Source organism: Salipiger thiooxidans (assembly GCF_900102075.1).
GTDB lineage: Bacteria > Pseudomonadota > Alphaproteobacteria > Rhodobacterales > Rhodobacteraceae > Salipiger > Salipiger thiooxidans.
In genome coordinates this window covers 52,370-70,836 of record NZ_FNAV01000018.1, presented here as the reverse complement: position 1 = coordinate 70,836, position 18,467 = coordinate 52,370, and the positions used below count along the sequence as shown (strand labels likewise).

At 70.7% G+C, this 18,467-nt stretch carries 12 protein-coding genes; 6 read left to right on the top strand and 6 right to left on the bottom strand.

All coding sequences use genetic code 11. The annotated features are described in order from the left end of the window. Nucleotides 1–30: 30 nt before the first annotated feature. The 4 genes from BLQ77_RS22740 to BLQ77_RS22725 all read right to left on the bottom strand — a co-directional run bounded on the left by BLQ77_RS22740 (nt 31) and on the right by BLQ77_RS22725 (nt 3,866). Nucleotides 31–939 (bottom strand): esterase-like activity of phytase family protein, encoded by a 909-nt coding sequence (locus BLQ77_RS22740; RefSeq protein ID WP_089963050.1) that lies wholly within the window; start codon nt 937–939, stop codon nt 31–33. Further along, a complete protein-coding gene (gene mepA / locus BLQ77_RS22735) occupies nt 912–1,832 on the bottom strand; it encodes a penicillin-insensitive murein endopeptidase (RefSeq protein ID WP_089963048.1) in 921 nt (306 codons plus the stop codon). The genes BLQ77_RS22740 and mepA overlap by 28 nt, the downstream gene beginning before the upstream one ends. Next, on the bottom strand, nt 1,817–3,226 hold the full coding sequence (locus BLQ77_RS22730; protein WP_089963099.1) for an MFS transporter: 1,410 nt from the start codon (nt 3,224–3,226) through the stop codon (nt 1,817–1,819). The genes mepA and BLQ77_RS22730 overlap by 16 nt, the downstream gene beginning before the upstream one ends. Nucleotides 3,227–3,332: 106 nt before the next feature. Next, nucleotides 3,333–3,866, bottom strand: a complete 534-nt coding sequence (locus BLQ77_RS22725) for an acyl-CoA thioesterase (protein WP_008885027.1) — start codon at nt 3,864–3,866, stop codon at nt 3,333–3,335. Between the two features lie 129 nt (nt 3,867–3,995). Here BLQ77_RS22725 and BLQ77_RS22720 point away from each other — a divergent pair, with 129 nt between their 5' ends. Beyond that, nucleotides 3,996–4,280 (top strand): YggT family protein, encoded by a 285-nt coding sequence (locus BLQ77_RS22720; protein ID WP_008884312.1) that lies wholly within the window; start codon nt 3,996–3,998, stop codon nt 4,278–4,280. 33 nt (nt 4,281–4,313) lie between these two features. Here BLQ77_RS22720 and BLQ77_RS22715 read toward each other — a convergent pair whose 3' ends face one another. Continuing rightward, a complete protein-coding gene (locus tag BLQ77_RS22715; protein ID WP_089963046.1) occupies nt 4,314–4,655 on the bottom strand; it encodes a YciI family protein in 342 nt (113 codons plus the stop codon). Nucleotides 4,656–4,836: 181 nt separating this feature from the next. Here BLQ77_RS22715 and recQ point away from each other — a divergent pair, with 181 nt between their 5' ends. Both recQ and yaaA read left to right on the top strand, forming a co-directional pair. After that, nucleotides 4,837–6,891, top strand: a complete 2,055-nt coding sequence (gene recQ / locus BLQ77_RS22710; protein WP_008884143.1) for a DNA helicase RecQ — start codon at nt 4,837–4,839, stop codon at nt 6,889–6,891. Nucleotides 6,892–6,959: 68 nt separating this feature from the next. Then, the gene (gene yaaA, locus BLQ77_RS22705) at nt 6,960–7,730 is read left to right on the top strand and encodes a peroxide stress protein YaaA (RefSeq protein ID WP_008884358.1); all 771 of its coding nucleotides are present in this window, start codon (nt 6,960–6,962) and stop codon (nt 7,728–7,730) included. On the opposite strand, the gene BLQ77_RS22700 is transcribed toward yaaA, so the two are convergent. Then, nucleotides 7,718–10,303: a hybrid sensor histidine kinase/response regulator gene (locus tag BLQ77_RS22700; RefSeq protein WP_089963045.1), complete on the bottom strand. Its 2,586-nt coding sequence runs from the start codon at nt 10,301–10,303 to the stop codon at nt 7,718–7,720. The two genes, yaaA and BLQ77_RS22700, sit on opposite strands and share 13 nt — an antisense overlap. Nucleotides 10,304–10,438: 135 nt before the next feature. Between BLQ77_RS22700 and BLQ77_RS22695 the strand changes: the two genes are divergently transcribed. Genes BLQ77_RS22695 through pbpC form a run of 3 tightly spaced genes read left to right on the top strand, consistent with a single transcriptional unit; the run spans nt 10,439 to nt 18,421 of the window. Beyond that, nucleotides 10,439–15,862 (top strand): alpha-2-macroglobulin family protein, encoded by a 5,424-nt coding sequence (locus BLQ77_RS22695; protein ID WP_089963043.1) that lies wholly within the window; start codon nt 10,439–10,441, stop codon nt 15,860–15,862. Further along, nucleotides 15,859–16,410 carry a putative glycolipid-binding domain-containing protein gene (locus BLQ77_RS22690; RefSeq protein ID WP_008886098.1) on the top strand — a complete coding sequence of 184 codons (552 nt, stop codon included), beginning with the start codon at nt 15,859–15,861 and terminating at the stop codon, nt 16,408–16,410. Before BLQ77_RS22695 ends, BLQ77_RS22690 begins: the two co-directional genes overlap by 4 nt. Beyond that, entirely contained in the window at nt 16,403–18,421 is a 2,019-nt protein-coding gene (gene pbpC / locus BLQ77_RS22685) for a penicillin-binding protein 1C (protein ID WP_089963042.1), read from the top strand. Before BLQ77_RS22690 ends, pbpC begins: the two co-directional genes overlap by 8 nt. Nucleotides 18,422–18,467: the final 46 nt, after the last annotated feature.

Sequence of the window (18,467 nt, the reverse complement as noted above, 5' to 3'; positions counted from 1 at the left end):
TGGCCCGCTCTGGCGGGCAATCGGGGCCTGTTAAGGCGTCTTCGGCGACGAGGCAAGCGATTCCGGGACGGTGTACTCGACGATCTGGGTGCGCTGGAAGGCGTTGAAGTTGTCGTCCGAGATCATCGTGAGCCGGATCGATCCGGTCTCGTCGCGCCAGACCGCGATGCCCTCGAGGTTGTCATGACGCAGGACGCCGCTCTCTAGGAGCGTGGTCTCGTTGTCGAGCGCGTCTTCGGACATGTCGAAGCGGCGCACGCGGCTGCGGAAACCGAAGCCGGTGAACTCGCGTTCGAGCAGGTAGAAGCGCCCGTCGGGGCCGATGTCGGCGCCCACGGCGAGAAAGCCGCCGCGGCGCGGGATCTCGTAGACCTGCTGCCAGTCGCCATCGTAGCGCCAGACCGGGAAAGGCCGGGTCAGCTCGCCGGAGCGTTCGGGAAGGGTGTAAAGCCGGCCCCGGTCGTCGATGGCGAGGGCTTCGAGGCTGGAGTTGTCCTGCAAGTGCTGGAAGGCTTCGGGCTGCGGCAACCGGACGGGTATGTCCGAGGACGCGTAGGACAGCACCCGCGCATCCCCCTCGTAAGAGATGAATGTCGTGCCGTCGCGACCGATGGCCAACCCTTCGGAGTCAGAGGTCTTGATGCGCTGTGGTTTGCCATTTTCACCCATCAGGCGACTGATGGGACCGGGTTCGATGCCGACGATGCGGCCGTTCTCGCGGATGAAGCGGCCAGAGACGATATGCGCCCTGTCGCTCACCGCGGTGAATTCAAGGCCGTCGTCGGACACCTCGATCCCCGAGAAGCCCCCGAACTCGGGCTCATTAACGGTCCAGATGAAGCTGTCGGTAAAACGCGCCTCGCCGCTGCTTGCGGCAGCGGCGAATGCGAGCCCTCCCGTCAGTGCGGCGATCAGCGCGCCGCGAGTACGGATGCGCATTGGGCCGGAAGGTCTCCCATGACGAGGTCGCGCTTCGGCTTGGGCGGAGGCGCATTCGGGTCGGGCGGCGGCGGGTTGAGGATGTTGTTCACCCAGGCCTGCGCGTCCGCGCAGCCGTCACCCGCGGGTGGCGGTGTCTGGTCCACGCAGCCCGTCGCACCCGCGGGGCAATTGAGCCGCACGTGGAAATGATAGTGGTGGCCATACCACGGCCGGATCTTGCGCAGCCACGACCGGTCGCCGGTCTCGTCGTTGCACATCTGCACCTTGGCCCCCGGGAAGACGAAGATCCGCGCCACCCGCGGGTCGCTGGCGGCCGCCTTCAGAAGTTCGTGGTGCGCCCGGGTCCAGCTGCTGTTGACGTAGGCGCCCGAGGCACGCTGCATCGAGATAGACGAGATGTTCTCGCGCGCCGAGCGGCTGAGGGTCAGGTCGCTTCCCGGCAGCATCCAGATGTCGGCATCGAGCCCTATCTGGTGGCTGGCGTGGCCCGAGTTCATCGGGCCGCCGCGCGGCTGGCTCATGTCGCCGACGTAGAGCCCGTTCCAGCCCGGAAGCGCCGCTGCCTTGCGCGACAGGTCCTGCACGAAATCGATGAGCTGCGGGTGACCCCAGTTGCGGTTGCGGCTGAGCCGCATCGCCTGCCAGGTCGGGCCGGTCTCGGGCAGCGACGCGGCGCCCGCGACGCAGCCGCGCGAATAGCTGCCGAACGAGGCGGCCCTCTGCGGCGAGCCGACGCTCTCGGCCCCGAAGAGGGCCTTGGCGCTCTTGGTCGACAGCACGCCGGTCACGCGTGGCAGGTCTTCCTCGGTTGTTGTTGGGGCTTTGCGGCCTTCGCCACAGCCCGCAAGGACCGTCGCTGCGACGGCTAGTGCGGTCAGGGTGCGGAACATGCTGCTCGGTCTCCGTCTGGTTGCACCCACCGTAGCAGAACGAGGCCCAAAAGGAAAAGGAAGATGACCGGAAGGAAGCCCAGCTGGTTGCTTTGCGTCCAGAGGGTGAAGAAGGTGATCAGCGCGGGGGCAAGAAACGCCGTGGCCTTGCCGGTCAGCGCGAAGAGCCCGAAAGCCTCGGCAGCGCGGGCATGGTCGGTGTGGCGCACCATCATCGAGCGCGAGGCGGAATAGAGCGCACCGCCCGCGCCGCCGATGACCGCGCCGCAGAGGAAGAAGATGGTGTCGGGCAGGCGCGAGCCCTCGGGCAGCGCGACAAACAGGATGTGGTCGCGCGACATGCCGATGATGATGACGCTCACCGCCAGCAGCAGCCAGATGCAGGTCAGGATCACCGGCTTCGGTCCCCAGCGATGGTCGGCCCGGCCGCCGAGCCACGAGATCACCGCCGCCGCGATCGCCGCGATGATGCCGAAGACGCCGATCTGGGTGATCTCCCAGCCCAGCACCAGCCGGGCATAGATACCGCCGTAGGCGTAGAGCGCCGCCAGCGAATCCCGGTAGAACATCGAGCTTAGCAGGAAGCTGCGGTAAGAGGGGCGGTCGGCCAGCTCGCGCAGGCTGTCGCGCAGACCGCCGAGGATCTGGCCGGCGCCGGGGCGCGCCTGCCGGACGCCCGCCGGGTCGCGGTTCCACAGGAAGAACGGCACCATGAAGAGCGCGAACCAGATCGCGATGAAGGGCCCGACGAAGCGCGTGCCCTCGCGGGTCTCCGGGTCGAGCCCAAAGGCCGGGGCGAGGCCGATCAGCGTCTGGCCGCTCGGGGTCTCTGCAAAGAACAGCAGCATCAGGAACAGCGACACGACGCCGCCCCAGTAGCCGAAAGCCGAGGCGCTGCCCGAGATCCGTCCGACTTCGTCCGGGGTGCCGAGGCTCGGCAGCGTGGCGTTGTTGAGGTTGAAGGCGGATTCGCTGGCGGTGAAACCGACCCAGAAGGCGATCAGTGCCAGCGTCAGCCCGGTGCCGTCCGGCATCAGGAACCAGAGCGCCGCGGCGCAGAGCGTGGCGATGGCCGAGAAGCCCCAGAACCACGGCATCTTCCGCCCCGAGGCGTCGGCCCAGGCCCCGAGCAGCGGCGCCGTGAAGGCGATGAACAGCCCCGAGACCGTTTGCGCCGACGACCAGAGCCCCTGCGCATGGGCCTTGGCCGACGCCTCGGTCAGGCCCGAGCCGAGGTACCATTCCGCGGCGACCGCGGCGAAATAGGGGCTGAAGATGAAGGTGAGGCCCAGCGTCGCGTAGGGCTGCTGCGCCCAGTCCATGAACATCCAGCCCCAGACCCGCCGGGGCGTGGCAGGGTGCCCGATGCCTGCCGTCTTCGCCTGATCTGCCATGCGCTCGGTTGTCGTCTGCCTGACCATGCGGCCCCCCTCTGTCGGGCGCGATAGAACAGACGGGGCGACGTTGGGGCAAGCGCAAAAGCGCGCCGCGGTCGGGGGGTCACATCTGCGGCGGCCAGGGCCGGGCGTCCTCGGCCTGAAGCCAGAGCGTCACCCATTCGGGCAGTTCGGGCGAGACCGCGTCATAGCCCAACCCGGTCATCACCCGCTCTGTCGGCACGATCCCGTTTCGGTCGGTGACGGCGCCGCGGTACACCGCGTGGTTGGCGCAGTCGCCGTTCTCCTTCCACATGGTCTGCTCGAGATACATGAAGCGGTGATCCCAGCCGATCAGCCGCGAGCGCATCTCGACCCGCTCGAAGGTCCGGATCCGCCGCCGGTAACGCACGCAGGCGCCCGCCATGGTCAGGCCCCAGCGCTCGCGCCGCAAGAGCGGAATCAGCCCCGAACGCTGCGCCAGCGGGATCCGCCCGAGATCGTAGAGCGTCAGGGTGCGGCCGTTGTTGAGCTCCTTCCAGAGGTCGATGTCCCACGGCCAGCAACGGTGGTGCGAGACATGGATCTCTCCCAGCCCGAGCTTCGGCGCGTTGCGGTACTTCCAGATCTCCTTGGCCATGCGGATGAAGGGATACATGCGGCCTCCTTTTTGCGCTCGACAGTGACGCGCCGCACCGCGGCGTCAACCACGACCTCACGGCACTCTTGTGCAGGCGGCCGGAGATGCCTACCTGTAGGCGCGGTTATAGAAAGGGAATACCGGCACATGATGGCAATCTACGGACCGCTGAAGCTGATCCTAGACGTGATCTTCTTCATCATGATCGTCCACATCATCATGAGCTGGCTGATCAATTTCAATATCCTGAACCTGCGCCAGCCCATCGTCGGCCAGATCTGGGAGGGGCTGAACCGCCTGCTCGAGCCGATCTACCGACCGATCCGCAACATCCTGCCGGACACGCGTCCGCTGGATCTCGCGCCGCTGGCGGTGTTCATCATCATCATCTCGCTGCGCGACTACATCCTGCCGACAATCTTCTTCGGCTGATCCTCTGTTGGCGGGGCCCTGCGGCCCGCGCCGTCAGAATTCCGGGTCGTACATGATCTCGCGCACGTCCTGTGCGCAGCGGCAGGCCGCGGCGAAGCGGCCCGCCCAGTGCAGCGCCTCGTCCCGCGTGGCCAGCTCGAGAATCGAGAAGCCGCCGAGCACGGCCTTGGTCCCGGGCTGGGGGCCGTGCGTGACCGACCCGTCGGTGCCCACGATCGCCGCCTGCTGACGCAAAAGGCCGCCGCCGAAGATCCAGGCGCCCTCCGCCCTGGCATCGCGGGCCACCGTGCGCGCGGCCTCGCCGGCCACGGGCAGATCCTCGGGCGGGATGTGGTCCATCGCGCCATCGTCGAAGGAAATCAGGTATCTGGGCAAGTGAGCTCTCCTCATCGCGGTGCAGTTGCCGGGGGCATGCTAGCAGACCGCGCCGGATCGAATGCGCCGGACCTTGCGCAAAGCCCGATATTTCCGCGTGCCCCGCACTTGTTCATCAAATCTTAGTATGAGACTGTACGGACTAGAGCAGATCTAGTTAAAATTCGGCAGGTCCACATCCATGCCCCGCGACAACGCGCCTGGAGAGGCGCTGCTGAAAGAGGTTTTCGGCTTCGATGCCTTCCGCCCGGGTCAGGGCGAGATCGTCGACGCCGTCGCGCGTGGCGAGAACGTGCTGGCCATCATGCCCACCGGCGGCGGCAAGTCGCTCTGTTACCAGCTTCCGGCGCTGATGCGCGGCGGCGTGACGGTGGTGATCTCGCCGCTCATCGCGCTGATGCGGGACCAGGTGCGCGGGCTGCGCGAGGCGGGGGTTGCCGCGGGCGCCCTGACCTCGGGCAACACGCAGGAAGAGACCGACGCCGTCTGGGACATGCTCTCGCAGGGCTCTCTCAAGCTGCTCTACCTCGCACCGGAGCGGCTCGCCTCGGGCGGGGCGCAGCGGATGCTGGCCGAGGCCGGTGTCGGGCTCATCGCGGTGGACGAGGCGCATTGCGTCAGCCAGTGGGGCCATGACTTCCGCCCCGACTACCTGCGCATCGGCGAGCTGCGCCGCGCGCTGGGCGTGCCCGTCGCCGCCTTCACCGCAACCGCCGATCAGGAGACTCAGGGCGAGATCGTTCAGCGTCTTTTCGACGGGGTGCAGCCGCAGACCTTCCTGCGCGGTTTCGACCGGCCCAACATCCACTTGGCCTTCGCGCCCAAGGATAGCCCGCGCGCGCAGATCCTGCGCTTCGCCGCTGCCCGCCGGGGCCGTTCGGGCATCGTCTACTGCGGCACCCGCGCCAAGACCGAGGGGCTGGCGCGTGCACTTGCCGACGAGGGGCACCCGACCTGCTTCTACCACGGCGGCATGGAGGCCGAGGCCCGTCGCGGCGTCGAGGAGCGCTTCGCCAAGGAAGACGGGCTCATCGTCTGCGCTACCGTCGCCTTCGGCATGGGCGTCGACAAGCCCGACATCCGCTGGGTTGCCCATGCCGACCTGCCCAAGAGCATCGAGGCCTATTACCAGGAGATCGGCCGTGCCGGCCGCGACGGTGCCCCGGCCGAGACCATGACGCTCTACGGTCCCGACGACATCCGCCTGCGCCGCTCGCAGATTGACGAGGGCATGGCCCCGCCCGAGCGCCGCGCCGCCGACCATGGCCGCCTCAACGCGCTTCTGGGCCTCGCCGAGGCGCAGGGCTGCCGGCGCCAGCAGCTGCTGCGCTACTTCGGCGAGGAGTCCGGGCCTTGCGGCAACTGCGATCTCTGCGACACGCCGCCCGAGCTCTTCGACGGCACCGAGGCGGTGCGCAAGGCGCTCTCGGCCGCGCTGCGCACCGGCGAGAACTTCGGCGCCGGGCACCTGATCGACATCCTGACCGGCAACGAGACCGACAAGGTGCGCCAGCGCAACCACGACCAGCTGCCGACCTTCGGCGTCGGCCGCGACCTCAAGCGCGGGCAGTGGCAGGCGGTGTTCCGGCAGATGATGGGCCACGATCTCGTCCGCCCCGATCCCGAGCGCCACGGCGCGCTGGTGATGACCGACGCGGCGTTGCCGATCCTGCGCGGCGAAGAGCCGATCACCCTGCGCCGCGACGTCATCGACCGTGCCGCCGATCGCCGCCCGCAGGTCAAGACGCTGGTGTCCGAGGAAGACGCGCCGCTGATGTCCGCGCTCAAGGCCAAGCGCACGGCGCTGGCGCGCGAGGCGCAGCTGCCGCCCTACATGATCTTCCCCGACCGCACCCTGATCGAGATGGCCGAGCGGCGGCCGCAGAGCCTCGACGACATGGGTCGGATCAACGGCGTGGGGGCCAAGAAGCTCGAACGTTACGGCGCCGAGTTCCTCGAGGTCATCACCGGCGCGGTCGAAGAGATGCACCCGTCCCGCGTGAAGCTCGCGGCGCGCGGCGCGGGCGAGGTCTATGACACGCTGATGGCGGTGCAGGCGGATCTGGCACGGGGCGTCGACGGAACCGAAAAGCCGCTGTCCTGCTCGGCCTCGCTGCTTGCCAAGGTGGCGCAATGCCCGGCGGACCGCCCGCAGGAGCTCGAGCGGCTGCTCGGCGAGCGCCGGTTCGAGCGTTTCGGGACGGCATTTCTGGACGTTCTGGGGCGGGTGGACTAGACCGGCGTCAAGATATTCCGAAACCCAGATGTAGACGATCCGGGACCGGCCCGGACAGGAGAGAGACGATGCTTGTGGTGGTGTCTCCGGCCAAGCGGCTGGACTGGGCCGAGCGCGACGTGGCGATGACCGAGCCGTGCTTCGCGGACGAGGCAGTGCGGCTGGCGAAGACCGCGCGCAACCTGACGCTGGGCGATCTGAAGGGGCTGATGGGGCTGTCGGACGATCTCGCCAAGCTCAACCGCGACCGCTTCCGCGACTTTTCGGCCGAGCCTGAGGACGCGGTGCTGCGCCCCGCGGCGTTGGGCTTTGCTGGCGACACCTACCAGGGGCTCGAGGCGGCCTCGCTCGACGCGGACGAGATGGCCTGGGCGCAGGATCACCTGCGCATCCTGTCGGGACTCTACGGCGTGCTGCGACCGCTCGACGGCATTCAGCAGTACCGGCTCGAGATGGGCTCGAAGCTGAAGACCCGGCGCGGCAAGGATCTCTACGCCTGGTGGGGCGACAGCATCGCCAAGGCGCTGAACGCCGATGCCGAGGCGCGCGGCACCGAGGTGCTGGTGAACTGCGCGAGCCAGGAGTATTTCGGCGCCGTCGACCGCAAGGCGCTGAAGCTGCGGGTGATCACCCCGCAGTTCATGGAGGACAAGGACGGCGCGCCCAAGATCGTGAGCTTCTACGCCAAGAAGGCGCGCGGTGCGATGGCCCGCTACATCGTGCAACGCCGCCTCACCGATCCGGACGCGCTGCGGGATTTCGACAGCGGCGGCTATGCCTTCAACGAGGCGCTGTCCAAGCCCGACCAGCCGGTCTTCACCCGCCCCTACGGCGCCTGAGCCACGGCGCTCGTCCACTTGTCGAGCAGTGCCGCAAGCTCGGCCTTGCGCAGCGGCTTGGTCAGGTAGTCGTCGAGCCCGGCCTCGATCACGCCCTCGCGGTCGCCGGTCATGGCATGGGCGGTGACCGCTATGATGGGGACCCGCGGGCCGCCGGCCTCGAGCGCGCGGATCTCGCGCGTGGCTTCCCTGCCGTCCATGTGGGGCATGGAGATGTCCATGAAGATCAGGTCCGGCCGCTGTTCCCGGTAGGCGCGCACCGCCTCGATGCCGTTGTCGGCGAAGCGCAGGCGCAGCGGCTGGCCGAGCTTCTGCACCATCTTGCGAAACACCAGTTGATTGGTGCGGTTGTCCTCGGCGAGCAGCACATCGAGCGGTCGCGGGGCCGGCCTTGCGACCGGACGCTCGGCCGGGTGGGGCCGCGGGCTCGCGCCGGTGACGGGGCGGTGGCGGAAGGCCGGCACCGGGCGCTGCACCTCGGACCCGGCGCCGGACTGCGGCGGTTCGAGCGCAGTCTCCAGCGCCGCGAGCAGGGCGCTGCGCTGCGCCGGCTTTTGCAGCACCGCCCGCGCCCCGGCCTCGCGCCCCGCCACCGCGAGGCCGGCGGGCTCGGGGGTCAGCAGGATCACCGGCAGGCCCGGCTGCATCAGCGCCAGTTGCCGCGTCAGTTCGAGCCCGCTCATGTCGGGCAGCTCCTGCTCGGCGATCACCAGGTCGGGCGGCTCGGCCATGCGGTCGAGCGCCTCCTCGGCGGTCTTGCAGGTGGCGACCACGAGCCCCAGCGTCTCGAGCTGGCGGGCGAGGATGGCGCTGTTGAGCGCGTGGTCCTCGACTACCAGCACGGTTTCGAGCCCCTCCGGCAGGGTGGCGCAACTCTCCCCGGAGGGGGCGGCGACGGCGAGCGGGATGCGCAGCCCGAAGCATGAGCCCTGACCGGGCCCGGATTCCACCCAGATCTCGCCCTCCATCATCTCGACCAGGCGCTTGGTGATCGCGAGGCCGAGCCCGGTGCCCTCGAAGGGGCGGTTGCGGTCGTCCTCGGCCTGGTTGAACTCGCCGAAGATGTGCTCGATCTTGTCGGCGGGCACCCCGACCCCGGTGTCCTCGACGGTGATGCGCACGTCGAGCGCGCCATGGGCGTGCCGCAGTCCCAGCACCCGCACCAGCACGTGCCCCTCGTTGGTGAACTTCACCGCGTTGCCCACGAGGTTGGTGAGGATCTGCCGTACCCGCCCGGGGTCGCCGACCACCCGCTGCGGCAGGAACATGTCGTATTCCGCCAGCATCTCGAGCCCCTTCTCCCGCGCGGTGGGCTGGAGCAGCAGCAGCACCTCGTGCACGGCGCGTTCGAGATCGAAGCTCTCGGCGCTGAGCTTGAGCTTGTCGGCCTCGATCTTCGAGTAGTCCAGGATGTCGTTGATGATCACCAGAAGCGCCTCGCCCGAGCCGCGGATGGTGTCCACGTAGAGCCGCTGCTCGTCGGTGAGGGGGGATTCGCGCAGAAGCTCGGCCATGCCCACGACGCCGTTCATCGGGGTGCGGATCTCGTGGCTCATGTTGGCGAGGAAGGAGGATTTCGCCCGGCTCGCGGTCTCGGCCCGGATCCTGGCCTCCTCGAGCTCGCGCTGGGTGTCCTTGACGCCGGTGATGTCGATGCGCAGCCCGACGCGGCCGCCGTCGCGGAGCGGGCGCTCGTAGATGCGCAGCCAGCGGCCGTCGCCCAGCTGCTGCTCCATCTCGTGGCTGGCGTGGCGATGGGCCGAGAGCCGTTCCTCGAGCCAGTCTTCCTCGCGCCCGACGGCGGCGGCGTACTGGCCGCGTTCGAGCCCGTAGCGCAGGATGTCCTCGAAGGAGGCGCCTGGCACGATGGCGGGGGCGCTGGCCTTGTAGATCGCGCGGTAGGGCTCGTTGCACATCAGCATCCGGTCCTCGGCGTCGTAGATGACGAAGCCGTCGGGCAGCTCTTCTAGGGCGGACCACATGCGCATGAGCTCGGTGATGTCGACGCAGAGCGACACCACGCCGCCGTCGGGCAGGTGCCGGTCCTGCATCTTGATGAACTGCCCGGTCCAGAGCCGCAACGTTTCGGAGGGGATCGGGTCCATGTCCCAGCGCGCGGTCATGCGCTCGTGCCAGGACCGGCGCGGCTCGCCCTGCAGGTCGACGATGCCTTCCTCGACCATCATCTCGAGCACGTGGCGGTAGCTGGCACCCGGCCCGATGGTGTCGAGCCCCTCGAACGGGGCGAGATAGGCGGGGTTGGCAAGCTCCATCATCCGCTCGGCGCTGAAGGTCGCGAAGCCGTCGCGCATGGATTGCAGGGCCTTCCAGAGCTGGCCCTCGACCATCTCGATCTTCTCGTGCGCCTCGCCGAGCTCGGATTTCACGCGCCGGTTCTCGGTCCGCACCTCGCTGATCTCGGCGCGGGTCGAGTGGATCTCGTTGCTCAGCGCGCGGGCATGCTTGTTGAGCTTCCGGTTGGCGGCAAAAAGCTCGGCCTGCTTGAGTTCCAGCAGACGCTCCGCCGCCAGCCGCGCGCGGCGCTCCTCGGCCAGCCGTGCCGTCAGACTCATGTCCCCGAAGCCTCCTTGACTGGGGGCAGAATGAGGCGGTCTTGGTGAAGATCGTCTTAAGCGCGACCGCGGGAATCGTTGCCTTGGCGAGGCCCGGCGGGCACGATAGGGCAGTTGTCATGAGGAGTTAGCAGAATGCGTCGTTTGATCGCCGCCGTCGTCGCAGGTGTGGGTATCGCCACGTCCCTCATGGCACAGGAGGCGGTGCCCGAGCGCCGGATCGTCGCCAGCCGCGACATGGATTTCTACGGCGGTGACCTGCAACCCCTGTTCGACACCACGCTCGAGGCCTGCCAGTCGCTCTGCCTGAACGACCCGTCCTGCGGCGCCTTCACCTTCAACAGCCGCTCCAACGCCTGCTTCCCGAAATCCGGGGTCACCGAGCGCACCCCCTACGAGGGCGCGGTCTCGGCCGAGGTGGTGGCGGCCGACCCGGGCGTCGTGGCGGCGGCCGCGACCCGGGCGCAGGACCTCGGCTTCCTCGACCAGCGCGACCTTGTCGCCGCGCGGGACGAGGCGCAGGCCCTGGGGCTGCGCCACGCCGGGGGGCAGTGGCCGGTGGATGCGCTGCTCGAGGCCGCGCGCAATGCCGAGGCGCGGGGCGAGCTGCGCGACGCGCTGCAATGGGCCGGCGCGGCGACGGCCCAAAGCGACGCGGCGGCGCACTGGCTCGACTATGGCGCGCTGGAGCTGCGCCTTGCCGCTGACAGCGCCCGGGATCGCGACGAGCTGCAGCGCCGCGCGGTGCTGGCGGCGATCAACGGCTACCTGCGCGCCGATCCCGCGCCGCAGCGGGCGAGCGCGCTGCTGCTCCTGTCACAGGGGCTCGAGGCCGAGGGGCGCGGCCGCCTGATGGTGCCGGCGCTGCGGCTGGCCGAGCGTCTCGGCCCGCGCGAGGACATTGCGCAGGCGCTGGACCGGGCCATCGCGCAATACGGCTTCCGCATCACCGACCACGTGGTCGAGGCCGACAGCGCCGCGCCGCGCATCTGTGCCGAGTTCTCCGAACCGCTGGTTCGCGCCGGACAGGATTACGCGCCCTACGTCCGGCTGCCGGATCCGCGCCTTGCGGTCGTTGCCGACGAGCAGCGGATCTGCGTCACCGGTCTGTCGCATGGCGAGACCTACGAGCTCACCTTCCGCGCCGGGCTGCCCTCGGCCGAGGGCGAGGAGCTGGCCCGCGACGTGGCGATCAGCGCCTATGTCCGCGACCGCGCCCCCGCGGTGCGTTTCCCCGGCCGCGCCTATGTGCTGCCGCGTTCCGCCGATGCCGGGCTGCCGGTCGAGACGGTGAACCTGCCCGAGATCGACCTGACCCTGCGCCGGGTCTCGGACCGCAACCTCATCCGCGCCATTCAGGACAGCTATTTCGGACGCCCGCTCAGCGGCTGGGAGGATCGCCGCTTCGGCGAGGAGCTGGCCGAGGAAATCTGGACCGGCAGCGCCGAGGTGGAGAACCGTCTCAACGCCGACGTGACGACGCGCCTGCCGATGGGCGAGGTGGTGGGTGACCTGCCCGCCGGGATCTACGCGCTCACCGCGCGGGTGCCCGACGCCGACCCATACGACGATCCGGGCGGCACACAGTGGTTCGTTCTGTCGGACATCGGGCTCACGACCCTTGCCGGCAGCGACGGGCTGACCGTGTTTGCCCGGGCGCTCTCGGACGCGGCGCCGCTCGAGGGGCTCGAGGTCACGCTGCTGTCGCGCTCCAACCGCCCGCTGGCGGTGGTCACCACCGATGCCGAGGGCGTGGCGCGGTTCGAGGCGGGGCTGACCCGCGGCACCGGCGGCGCCGAGCCCGCGCTGGTCACCGCCGCGCGCGGCGACGAGGACATCGCCTTCCTGTCGCTGACCGATCCCGCCTTCGATCTTTCGGACCGCGGTGTCGAGGGGCGCGCACCGGGCGGGCCGCTGGATGCCTTCCTCGCCACCGACCGCGGTGCCTACCGCGCCGGCGAGACGATCCACGCCACGGCACTCCTGCGCGATGCCGCGGTGCAGGCGGTCGAAGGCGTGCCGGTGACCGCCGTGCTCTCGCGCCCGGACGGGGTCGAGCATCTGCGCGTCACCTCGGGTGAGGGCGTCGCGGGTGGCCATGTCTTCGACCTGCCGCTGGTGGCCTCGGTGCCGCGCGGCACGTGGCGGCTGGCGCTCTACGCCGACCCCAAGGCCGAGCCGCTGGCCACGCAGACCGTGCTGGTCGAAGATTTCGTCCCCGAGCGCATCGACGTGACCCTGACACTCCCCGATGCGCCGATCCGTCGCGATGCGCCGCCGCTGCTGGATCTCGAGGCGCGCTACCTCTTCGGTGCGCCGGGGGCCGACCTGCCCATCGAGGGCGAGCTCACGCTGATCCCGCGCCGCACGCTCGAGACGCTGCCCGGCTACAGTTTCGGGCGCCATGACGGCGAGGCCAACCCGCAGACCCGCGCCTTCGCCGCAGACCTGCGCACCGATGCCGACGGCAAGGCGCAGCTCACCCTGCCGCTGCCCGACCCGGATGCGGGGACCGAGGGCCAGCCGCAGGAGGCGCGGCTCACGCTGCGCGTGGCCGAGGGCTCCGGGCGTCCGGTCGAGCGCTCCGTCACCCGCGCGGTGGCACCGGCGGGCCCGATGATCGGCATCCGGCCCGAGTTCGACGGTACGCTCCCCGAGGGCACCGAGGCGGCGTTCCTGCTGCAGGCGGTGGGCCCTGACCTTGCGCCGGTGCCGATGCAGGTCGAATGGCGGGTGAACCGCGTGACCACGCGCTACCAGTGGTACCAGCTCTACGGCAACTGGGACTGGGAGCCGGTCACCACGCGCGAGACCGTGGCCTCGGGCAGCGCCGCGCTGGGCGCCGAGCCGCTGAGGGTGACGGCGGACGTCGATTGGGGCGAATACGAGCTGGTGGTCGAGCGCACGGGCGGCACCTACGTGGCAAGCTCGGTGGGCTTTGAGGCTGGCTGGTACGCCCCTGCCGACGCGGTGGCCACGCCCGACACGCTGGAGCTCTCGCTCGACCGGCCGGACTATCGCCCCGGCGACACCGCGAAGCTGCGCATCGTGCCGCGCTACGCGGGCAAGGCGCTGGTGACCGTGCTCTCGGATCGGGTGATCGCGATGAAGGCGGTCGAGGTGCCCAAGGGCGAGACGGTCATCGACCTGCCCGTCACCGAGGAGTGGGGCGCCGGCGCCTATGTCACCGCGCAGGTGATCCGGCCCATGGACGTGGCGGCGGGGCAGAACCCGGCGCGCAGCCTCGGCCTCGCACATGCCGGGATCGAGCCCGGCGCACGTTCGCTCGACGTCGCCATCGAGGCGCCGCGCCAGAGCGACCCGCGCGGCCCGCTGACCGCCGCCGTGACCGTGGCGGGCGTGGCCGAGGGCGATACCGCCCATGTGACGCTGGCCGCCGTCGACGTGGGCATCCTCAACCTCACCGGCTTCGACAGCCCCGACCCCTCGGGGCATTACTTCGGGCAGCGCCGGCTGGGGGTCGAGATCCGCGACATCTATGGCCGGCTCATCGACGGCATGACCGGGGCCATGGGGACGCTGCGCTCGGGCGGCGATGCTGATGCATCGCTGCGGTTGCAGTCGCCGCCGCCAACCGAGAAGCTGGTCGCGTTCTTCTCGGGGCCGGTGACGGTGGGTCCGGACGGCCGCGCCGAGGTGCGCTTCGACATGCCCGAATTCAACGGCACCGTGCGGCTCATGGCCATCGCCTGGAGCGAGGGTGCCGTTGGCGAGGCCGAGGCCGAGGTGCTGGTGCGCGACCCGGTCGTGGTGACCGCCTCGCTGCCGCGCTTCCTCGCGCCCGGCGACGAGACCCGGCTGCTGCTCGAGTTTACCCACGCCAGCGGGCCCACGGGGTCCATGCCGCTCAAGGTGACGGCCGAGGGCGTCTACGTGCCGACCGGACCTGCCGCGATCGAGCTCGAGCAGGGTGCCACGCAGCGCCTGTCGCTGCCGCTCACCGCCGCCGCGCCAGGCGATCACCAGATCCGCGTGACGCTCACCGCGCCCGGCGGCAAGACGCTGACCAAGCTGCTGACGGTCGGGGTGCGCGCCAACGATCCGTCTGTCGGCATCACAAGGCGCTTCACGCTCGACCCGGGCCAGACCTTCACGCTCGACGGGCAGGCGCTGGCCGGGCTGCGGCCCGACAGCGCCGAGGTCATCGTCTCGGCCGGGCCGCTGGCACGGTTCGACGCGCCGGGGCTGCTCGCCTCGCTCGACCGCTACCCCTACGGCTGCACCGAACAGGTGACCTCGCAGGCGCTGCCGCTGCTCTACCTGTCCTCCATCGCCGAGCCACTGGGGCTGGGCGGGGCCGAACGCTCGCGTCTGCGGGTGAAGCAGGCCATCGCCCGGGTGCTGACCCGGCAGGCCGCGAACGGTGCCTTCGGGCTCTGGAGCGCAGACTCCGGCGACTTCTGGCTCGACGCCTATGTCACCGACTTCCTGCTCCGGGCCGATACCGCGGGGATCGAGGTGCCGGCCCAGCCGCTCGCTTCGGCGCTGGCCAACCTCAAGAACCGCATCGCCTACGCGCCGGATTTCGACAATGGAGGTGAGGACATCGCCTATGCGCTCATGGTGCTGGCGCGGGCGGGGCAGGCGGCCATCGGCGACCTGCGCTACTACGCCGACGAACGCGCCGACGCGCTGGCGACGCCGCTGGCGCAGGCGCAGCTCGGGGCGGCGCTGGCAAGCTACGGCGACCAGACCCGCGCCGACCGGCTCTTCGCCAAGGCTGCCGCCCGGCTCGCGGGGCAGCAGAACGAGGCACAGCTCTGGCGCGCCGACTACGGCACGCCTTTGCGCGATGCGGCGGGGGTGCTGTCGCTTGCGGTCGAGGCGCGCTCGCAGGCGGTCGACCGCGAGGCACTGGTGACCCGCATCGCAAGCGCCGACCGGCCGCTCTCGACGCAGGAACAGAGCTGGGCGCTGCTCGCGGCACATGCGCTGGTGCAGGACCCCGCTGCCTCGGGCATCGCGGTGGACGGAACCCCCGTGGCGGGCCCCTTCGTGCGGCGGATCGCGGGCGACGCGCTCGACCCCACGGCGATCGCCAACACCGGCGCCGGCCCGGTGCCGATGACAGTGACCGCGCTCGGCGTGCCCGAGGGGGCAACCGAGGCGGGCGGCTACGGCTATGCCCTGACGCGCGAGTATTTCGCCATGGACGGCACGCCGATGACCGGCCCCGTCGCACAGGGTGACCGCATGGTCGCGGTGCTGACCGTGCGCCCGGCCGGGGACGGCGGCGCGCGGCTGATGGTCGACGACCCGCTGCCCGCAGGTTACGAGATCGACAACCCGAACCTGATCCGCGCCGGCGACATCCGTGGGCTCGACTGGCTCGAACCGGCCGAGACCCGGCACGCCGAGTTCCGCAGCGACCGCTTCCTCGCGGCGGTCGACCAGCAGGGCAGCGCGCCGATCCGGCTAGCCTACATCGTGCGGGCGGTCTCGCCCGGGCGTTTCCACCACCCCGCGGCGCTCGTCGAGGACATGTACCGACCCGAGTTCCGCGCCACCACCGCCTCTGGGACCATGGACATCCAATGACCGAGATCATCGCAACGACCCGCTGGCGCGCGCTCGACCGGGACGGAGAGGACAAGTGCCGCCTTGCCCTTCTCAACGGGGGATACATGCTGGTCGGCCACGCGCGGTTCCGGGACGGCGCGGGCTGGGCAGCGCTCGACTACGTGGTGCGCATCGGTTCCGACTGGCGCACGCTGGGCGCCGACGTGACCGGCACCCACGCCGGCACCGAGCTTAAGCTGAAGCTCGTCTGCGAGGGCGGGGCATGGTCGCTGAACGGCGCCCCGCAGCCGCAGCTCGACGGGTGCGAGGACGTGGATTTCGCCTTCACCCCTGCCACCAACCTTATGCCGCTGCGGCGGATGCCCGATGTCGGCCGGCTCTCGACCCGCTCGGCCTGGCTGCGGCTGCCGGGACCGACCGTGTCGCCGCTCGACCAGAGCTACATCCGCGAGCGCGGCAACATCGTCTCCTACCACGCCGAGCAGAGCGCCTACGCCACCCAGCTCGTGGTCGATCCCACCGGCTTCGTGACGACCTACCCGGGCCTGTGGGAGACGGATGCGTAAGCTCTTCGCGCTTGTCGTCGTCCTTTGGGCGGCGGCGCTGGGCCGGGACGCCGCCGACGACTGGATCGAGCGGACCGAGCTGCCGGTGCTGGTCCGCGCCACCTCGACAGAGATCCGCGACCGCGACGGCCAGCTCCTGCGCGCCTACACCGTGAGCGACGGGCGCTGGCGCATGGCGCTGTCGCTCGACCAGGTGGACCCGCTCTTCTTCGACATGCTGATCGCCTACGAGGACCGGCGCTTTCCCGACCACCCCGGCGTCGATGCCATCGCGACGGCGCGCGCGGTGTGGCAGGGGCTGCAGGCCGGGCGCATCGTCTCGGGGGCCTCGACGCTGACCATGCAGGTGGCGCGGCTGCTCGAAGAGGGCACCACCGGCGCATGGTCGGGCAAGCTGCGGCAGGTGAGGCTGGCGCTGGCGCTCGAGCGGCGGCTGTCGAAGCCGCAGATCCTGCAGCTCTACCTCGAGCACGCGCCCTATGGCGGCAACCTCGAGGGGCTGCGCGCCGCCACGCTGGCGTGGTTCGGCAAGGAGCCCTCGCGGCTCACGCCCGCCGAGGCGGCGCTTCTGGTGGCGCTGCCACAGGCGCCCGAGGCGCGGCGGCCCGACCGCCACCCGCAGGCGGCCCGCGACGCCCGCGACCGGGTCTTGGCGCGGATGCAGCGGGCCGGGGTGATCGACGGCGACACCGCGCGCGCCGCCCTGCGCGATCCCTCTCCCGAGGGGCGGTACGACTTCCCGCTGATCGCGCCGCATCTGGCCGACCGCGCGCTGGCGCTGGGGCCGGGGCGGCACGACCTGACCATCGACCGCGGGCTGCAGCAGAGCCTCGAGCGGCTGGCGACGGACTACATGGCCGGGCGCGACCGGCGCCTGTCGATGGCGCTCATCGTCGCGGATCACCGCAACGGCGAGGTGCTCGCCAGCGTCGGCTCGCCCGCCTATTCCGAGACCCGCGGGCAGGGTTTCGTCGACATGACACGGGCACTGCGCTCGCCCGGCTCGACGCTGAAGCCGCTGGTCTACGGGCTCGCCTTCGACCGCGGGCTGGCGCATCCCGAGACGCTGATCGCCGACACGCCGGTGCAGTTCGGCACCTACGCGCCGCGCAATTTCGACGGTCAGTTCCGCGGCGAGCTGCGGGTCTCGCGGGCGCTGCAGCTATCGCTCAACATCCCCGTGGTGCGGCTGACCGAGGCAATGGGCCCGGCGCATCTGATGGCCGCGCTCGAGACGGCGGGGCTGCACCCTGAGCTGCCGGGCGGCCAGCCGGGGCTGGCGGTGAGCCTCGGCGGGGTGGGGCTGACGCTCTGGGACATGGTGACGCTCTACGCCGGGCTCGCCAACGGCGGCGAGGCGCGCGACCTGCGCTGGCTGGCGGATGCGCCCGAGGCTGCCCCCGCCCGGCTGATGAGCGCCCGCTCCGCCTGGCAGGTGGGGCACATCCTCGCCGGGCTGCCGCCGCCGCCGCAGGCCGGACCGCCGGGGCGCGTGGCCTACAAGACCGGCACGTCCTACGGGCACCGCGACGCCTGGGCGCTGGGCTGGGACGGGCGCTACGTGGCGGGTGTCTGGATCGGGCGCCCGGACGGCACGCCGGTGCCGGGGGCCTTCGGCGGCGACATCGCGGCGCCCTTGCTCTTCGAGGCGCTGGGCCGCGCCCGCGTCACGCCCGAGCCCTTGCCCGCGCCGCCGCCCGACACGCTGCTGGTGAGCAACGCCATGCTGCCCGCACCGTTGCAGCGCTTCGGGCGGGACAGTGCGTCCGAACCGTCGCTGACCGTGACCTTTCCGCCCGACGGGGCGGCGCTGATCGCCGGGGGCGAGGGCGTGCCCCTGAAGCTGCGTGGCGGGGTGGCGCCCTTCACCCTGCTGGCCGACGGCGAGGTGGTGGCCACGCGGCTGCGCGGGGGCGAGCTGGTGGCGCCGATCCGGGGGCGGGGCTTCACCACGCTGTCGGTCATCGACGCCACCGGGCAGTCGGGGCGGGTGTCGATCGAGCTGCGCTGACGGCGGCCGGGTCTGCCCCGCGCCCCGGTCAGGGGCACGGGTGGTG

Excerpts from the sequence above, each read along its gene's own strand:
- BLQ77_RS22740 (WP_089963050.1), bottom strand. The coding sequence starts at position 939 with ATGCGCATCCGTACTCGCGGCGCGCTGATCGCCGCACTGACGGGAGGG.
- mepA (WP_089963048.1), bottom strand. The coding sequence starts at position 1,832 with ATGTTCCGCACCCTGACCGCACTAGCCGTCGCAGCGACGGTCCTTGCG.
- BLQ77_RS22730 (WP_089963099.1), bottom strand. The coding sequence starts at position 3,226 with ATGGCAGATCAGGCGAAGACGGCAGGCATCGGGCACCCTGCCACGCCC.
- BLQ77_RS22725 (WP_008885027.1), bottom strand. The coding sequence starts at position 3,866 with ATGTATCCCTTCATCCGCATGGCCAAGGAGATCTGGAAGTACCGCAAC.
- BLQ77_RS22720 (WP_008884312.1), top strand. The coding sequence starts at position 3,996 with ATGATGGCAATCTACGGACCGCTGAAGCTGATCCTAGACGTGATCTTC.
- recQ (WP_008884143.1), top strand. The coding sequence starts at position 4,837 with ATGCCCCGCGACAACGCGCCTGGAGAGGCGCTGCTGAAAGAGGTTTTC.
- yaaA (WP_008884358.1), top strand. The coding sequence starts at position 6,960 with ATGCTTGTGGTGGTGTCTCCGGCCAAGCGGCTGGACTGGGCCGAGCGC.
- BLQ77_RS22700 (WP_089963045.1), bottom strand. The coding sequence starts at position 10,303 with ATGAGTCTGACGGCACGGCTGGCCGAGGAGCGCCGCGCGCGGCTGGCG.
- BLQ77_RS22695 (WP_089963043.1), top strand. The coding sequence starts at position 10,439 with ATGCGTCGTTTGATCGCCGCCGTCGTCGCAGGTGTGGGTATCGCCACG.
- BLQ77_RS22690 (WP_008886098.1), top strand. The coding sequence starts at position 15,859 with ATGACCGAGATCATCGCAACGACCCGCTGGCGCGCGCTCGACCGGGAC.
- pbpC (WP_089963042.1), top strand. The coding sequence starts at position 16,403 with ATGCGTAAGCTCTTCGCGCTTGTCGTCGTCCTTTGGGCGGCGGCGCTG.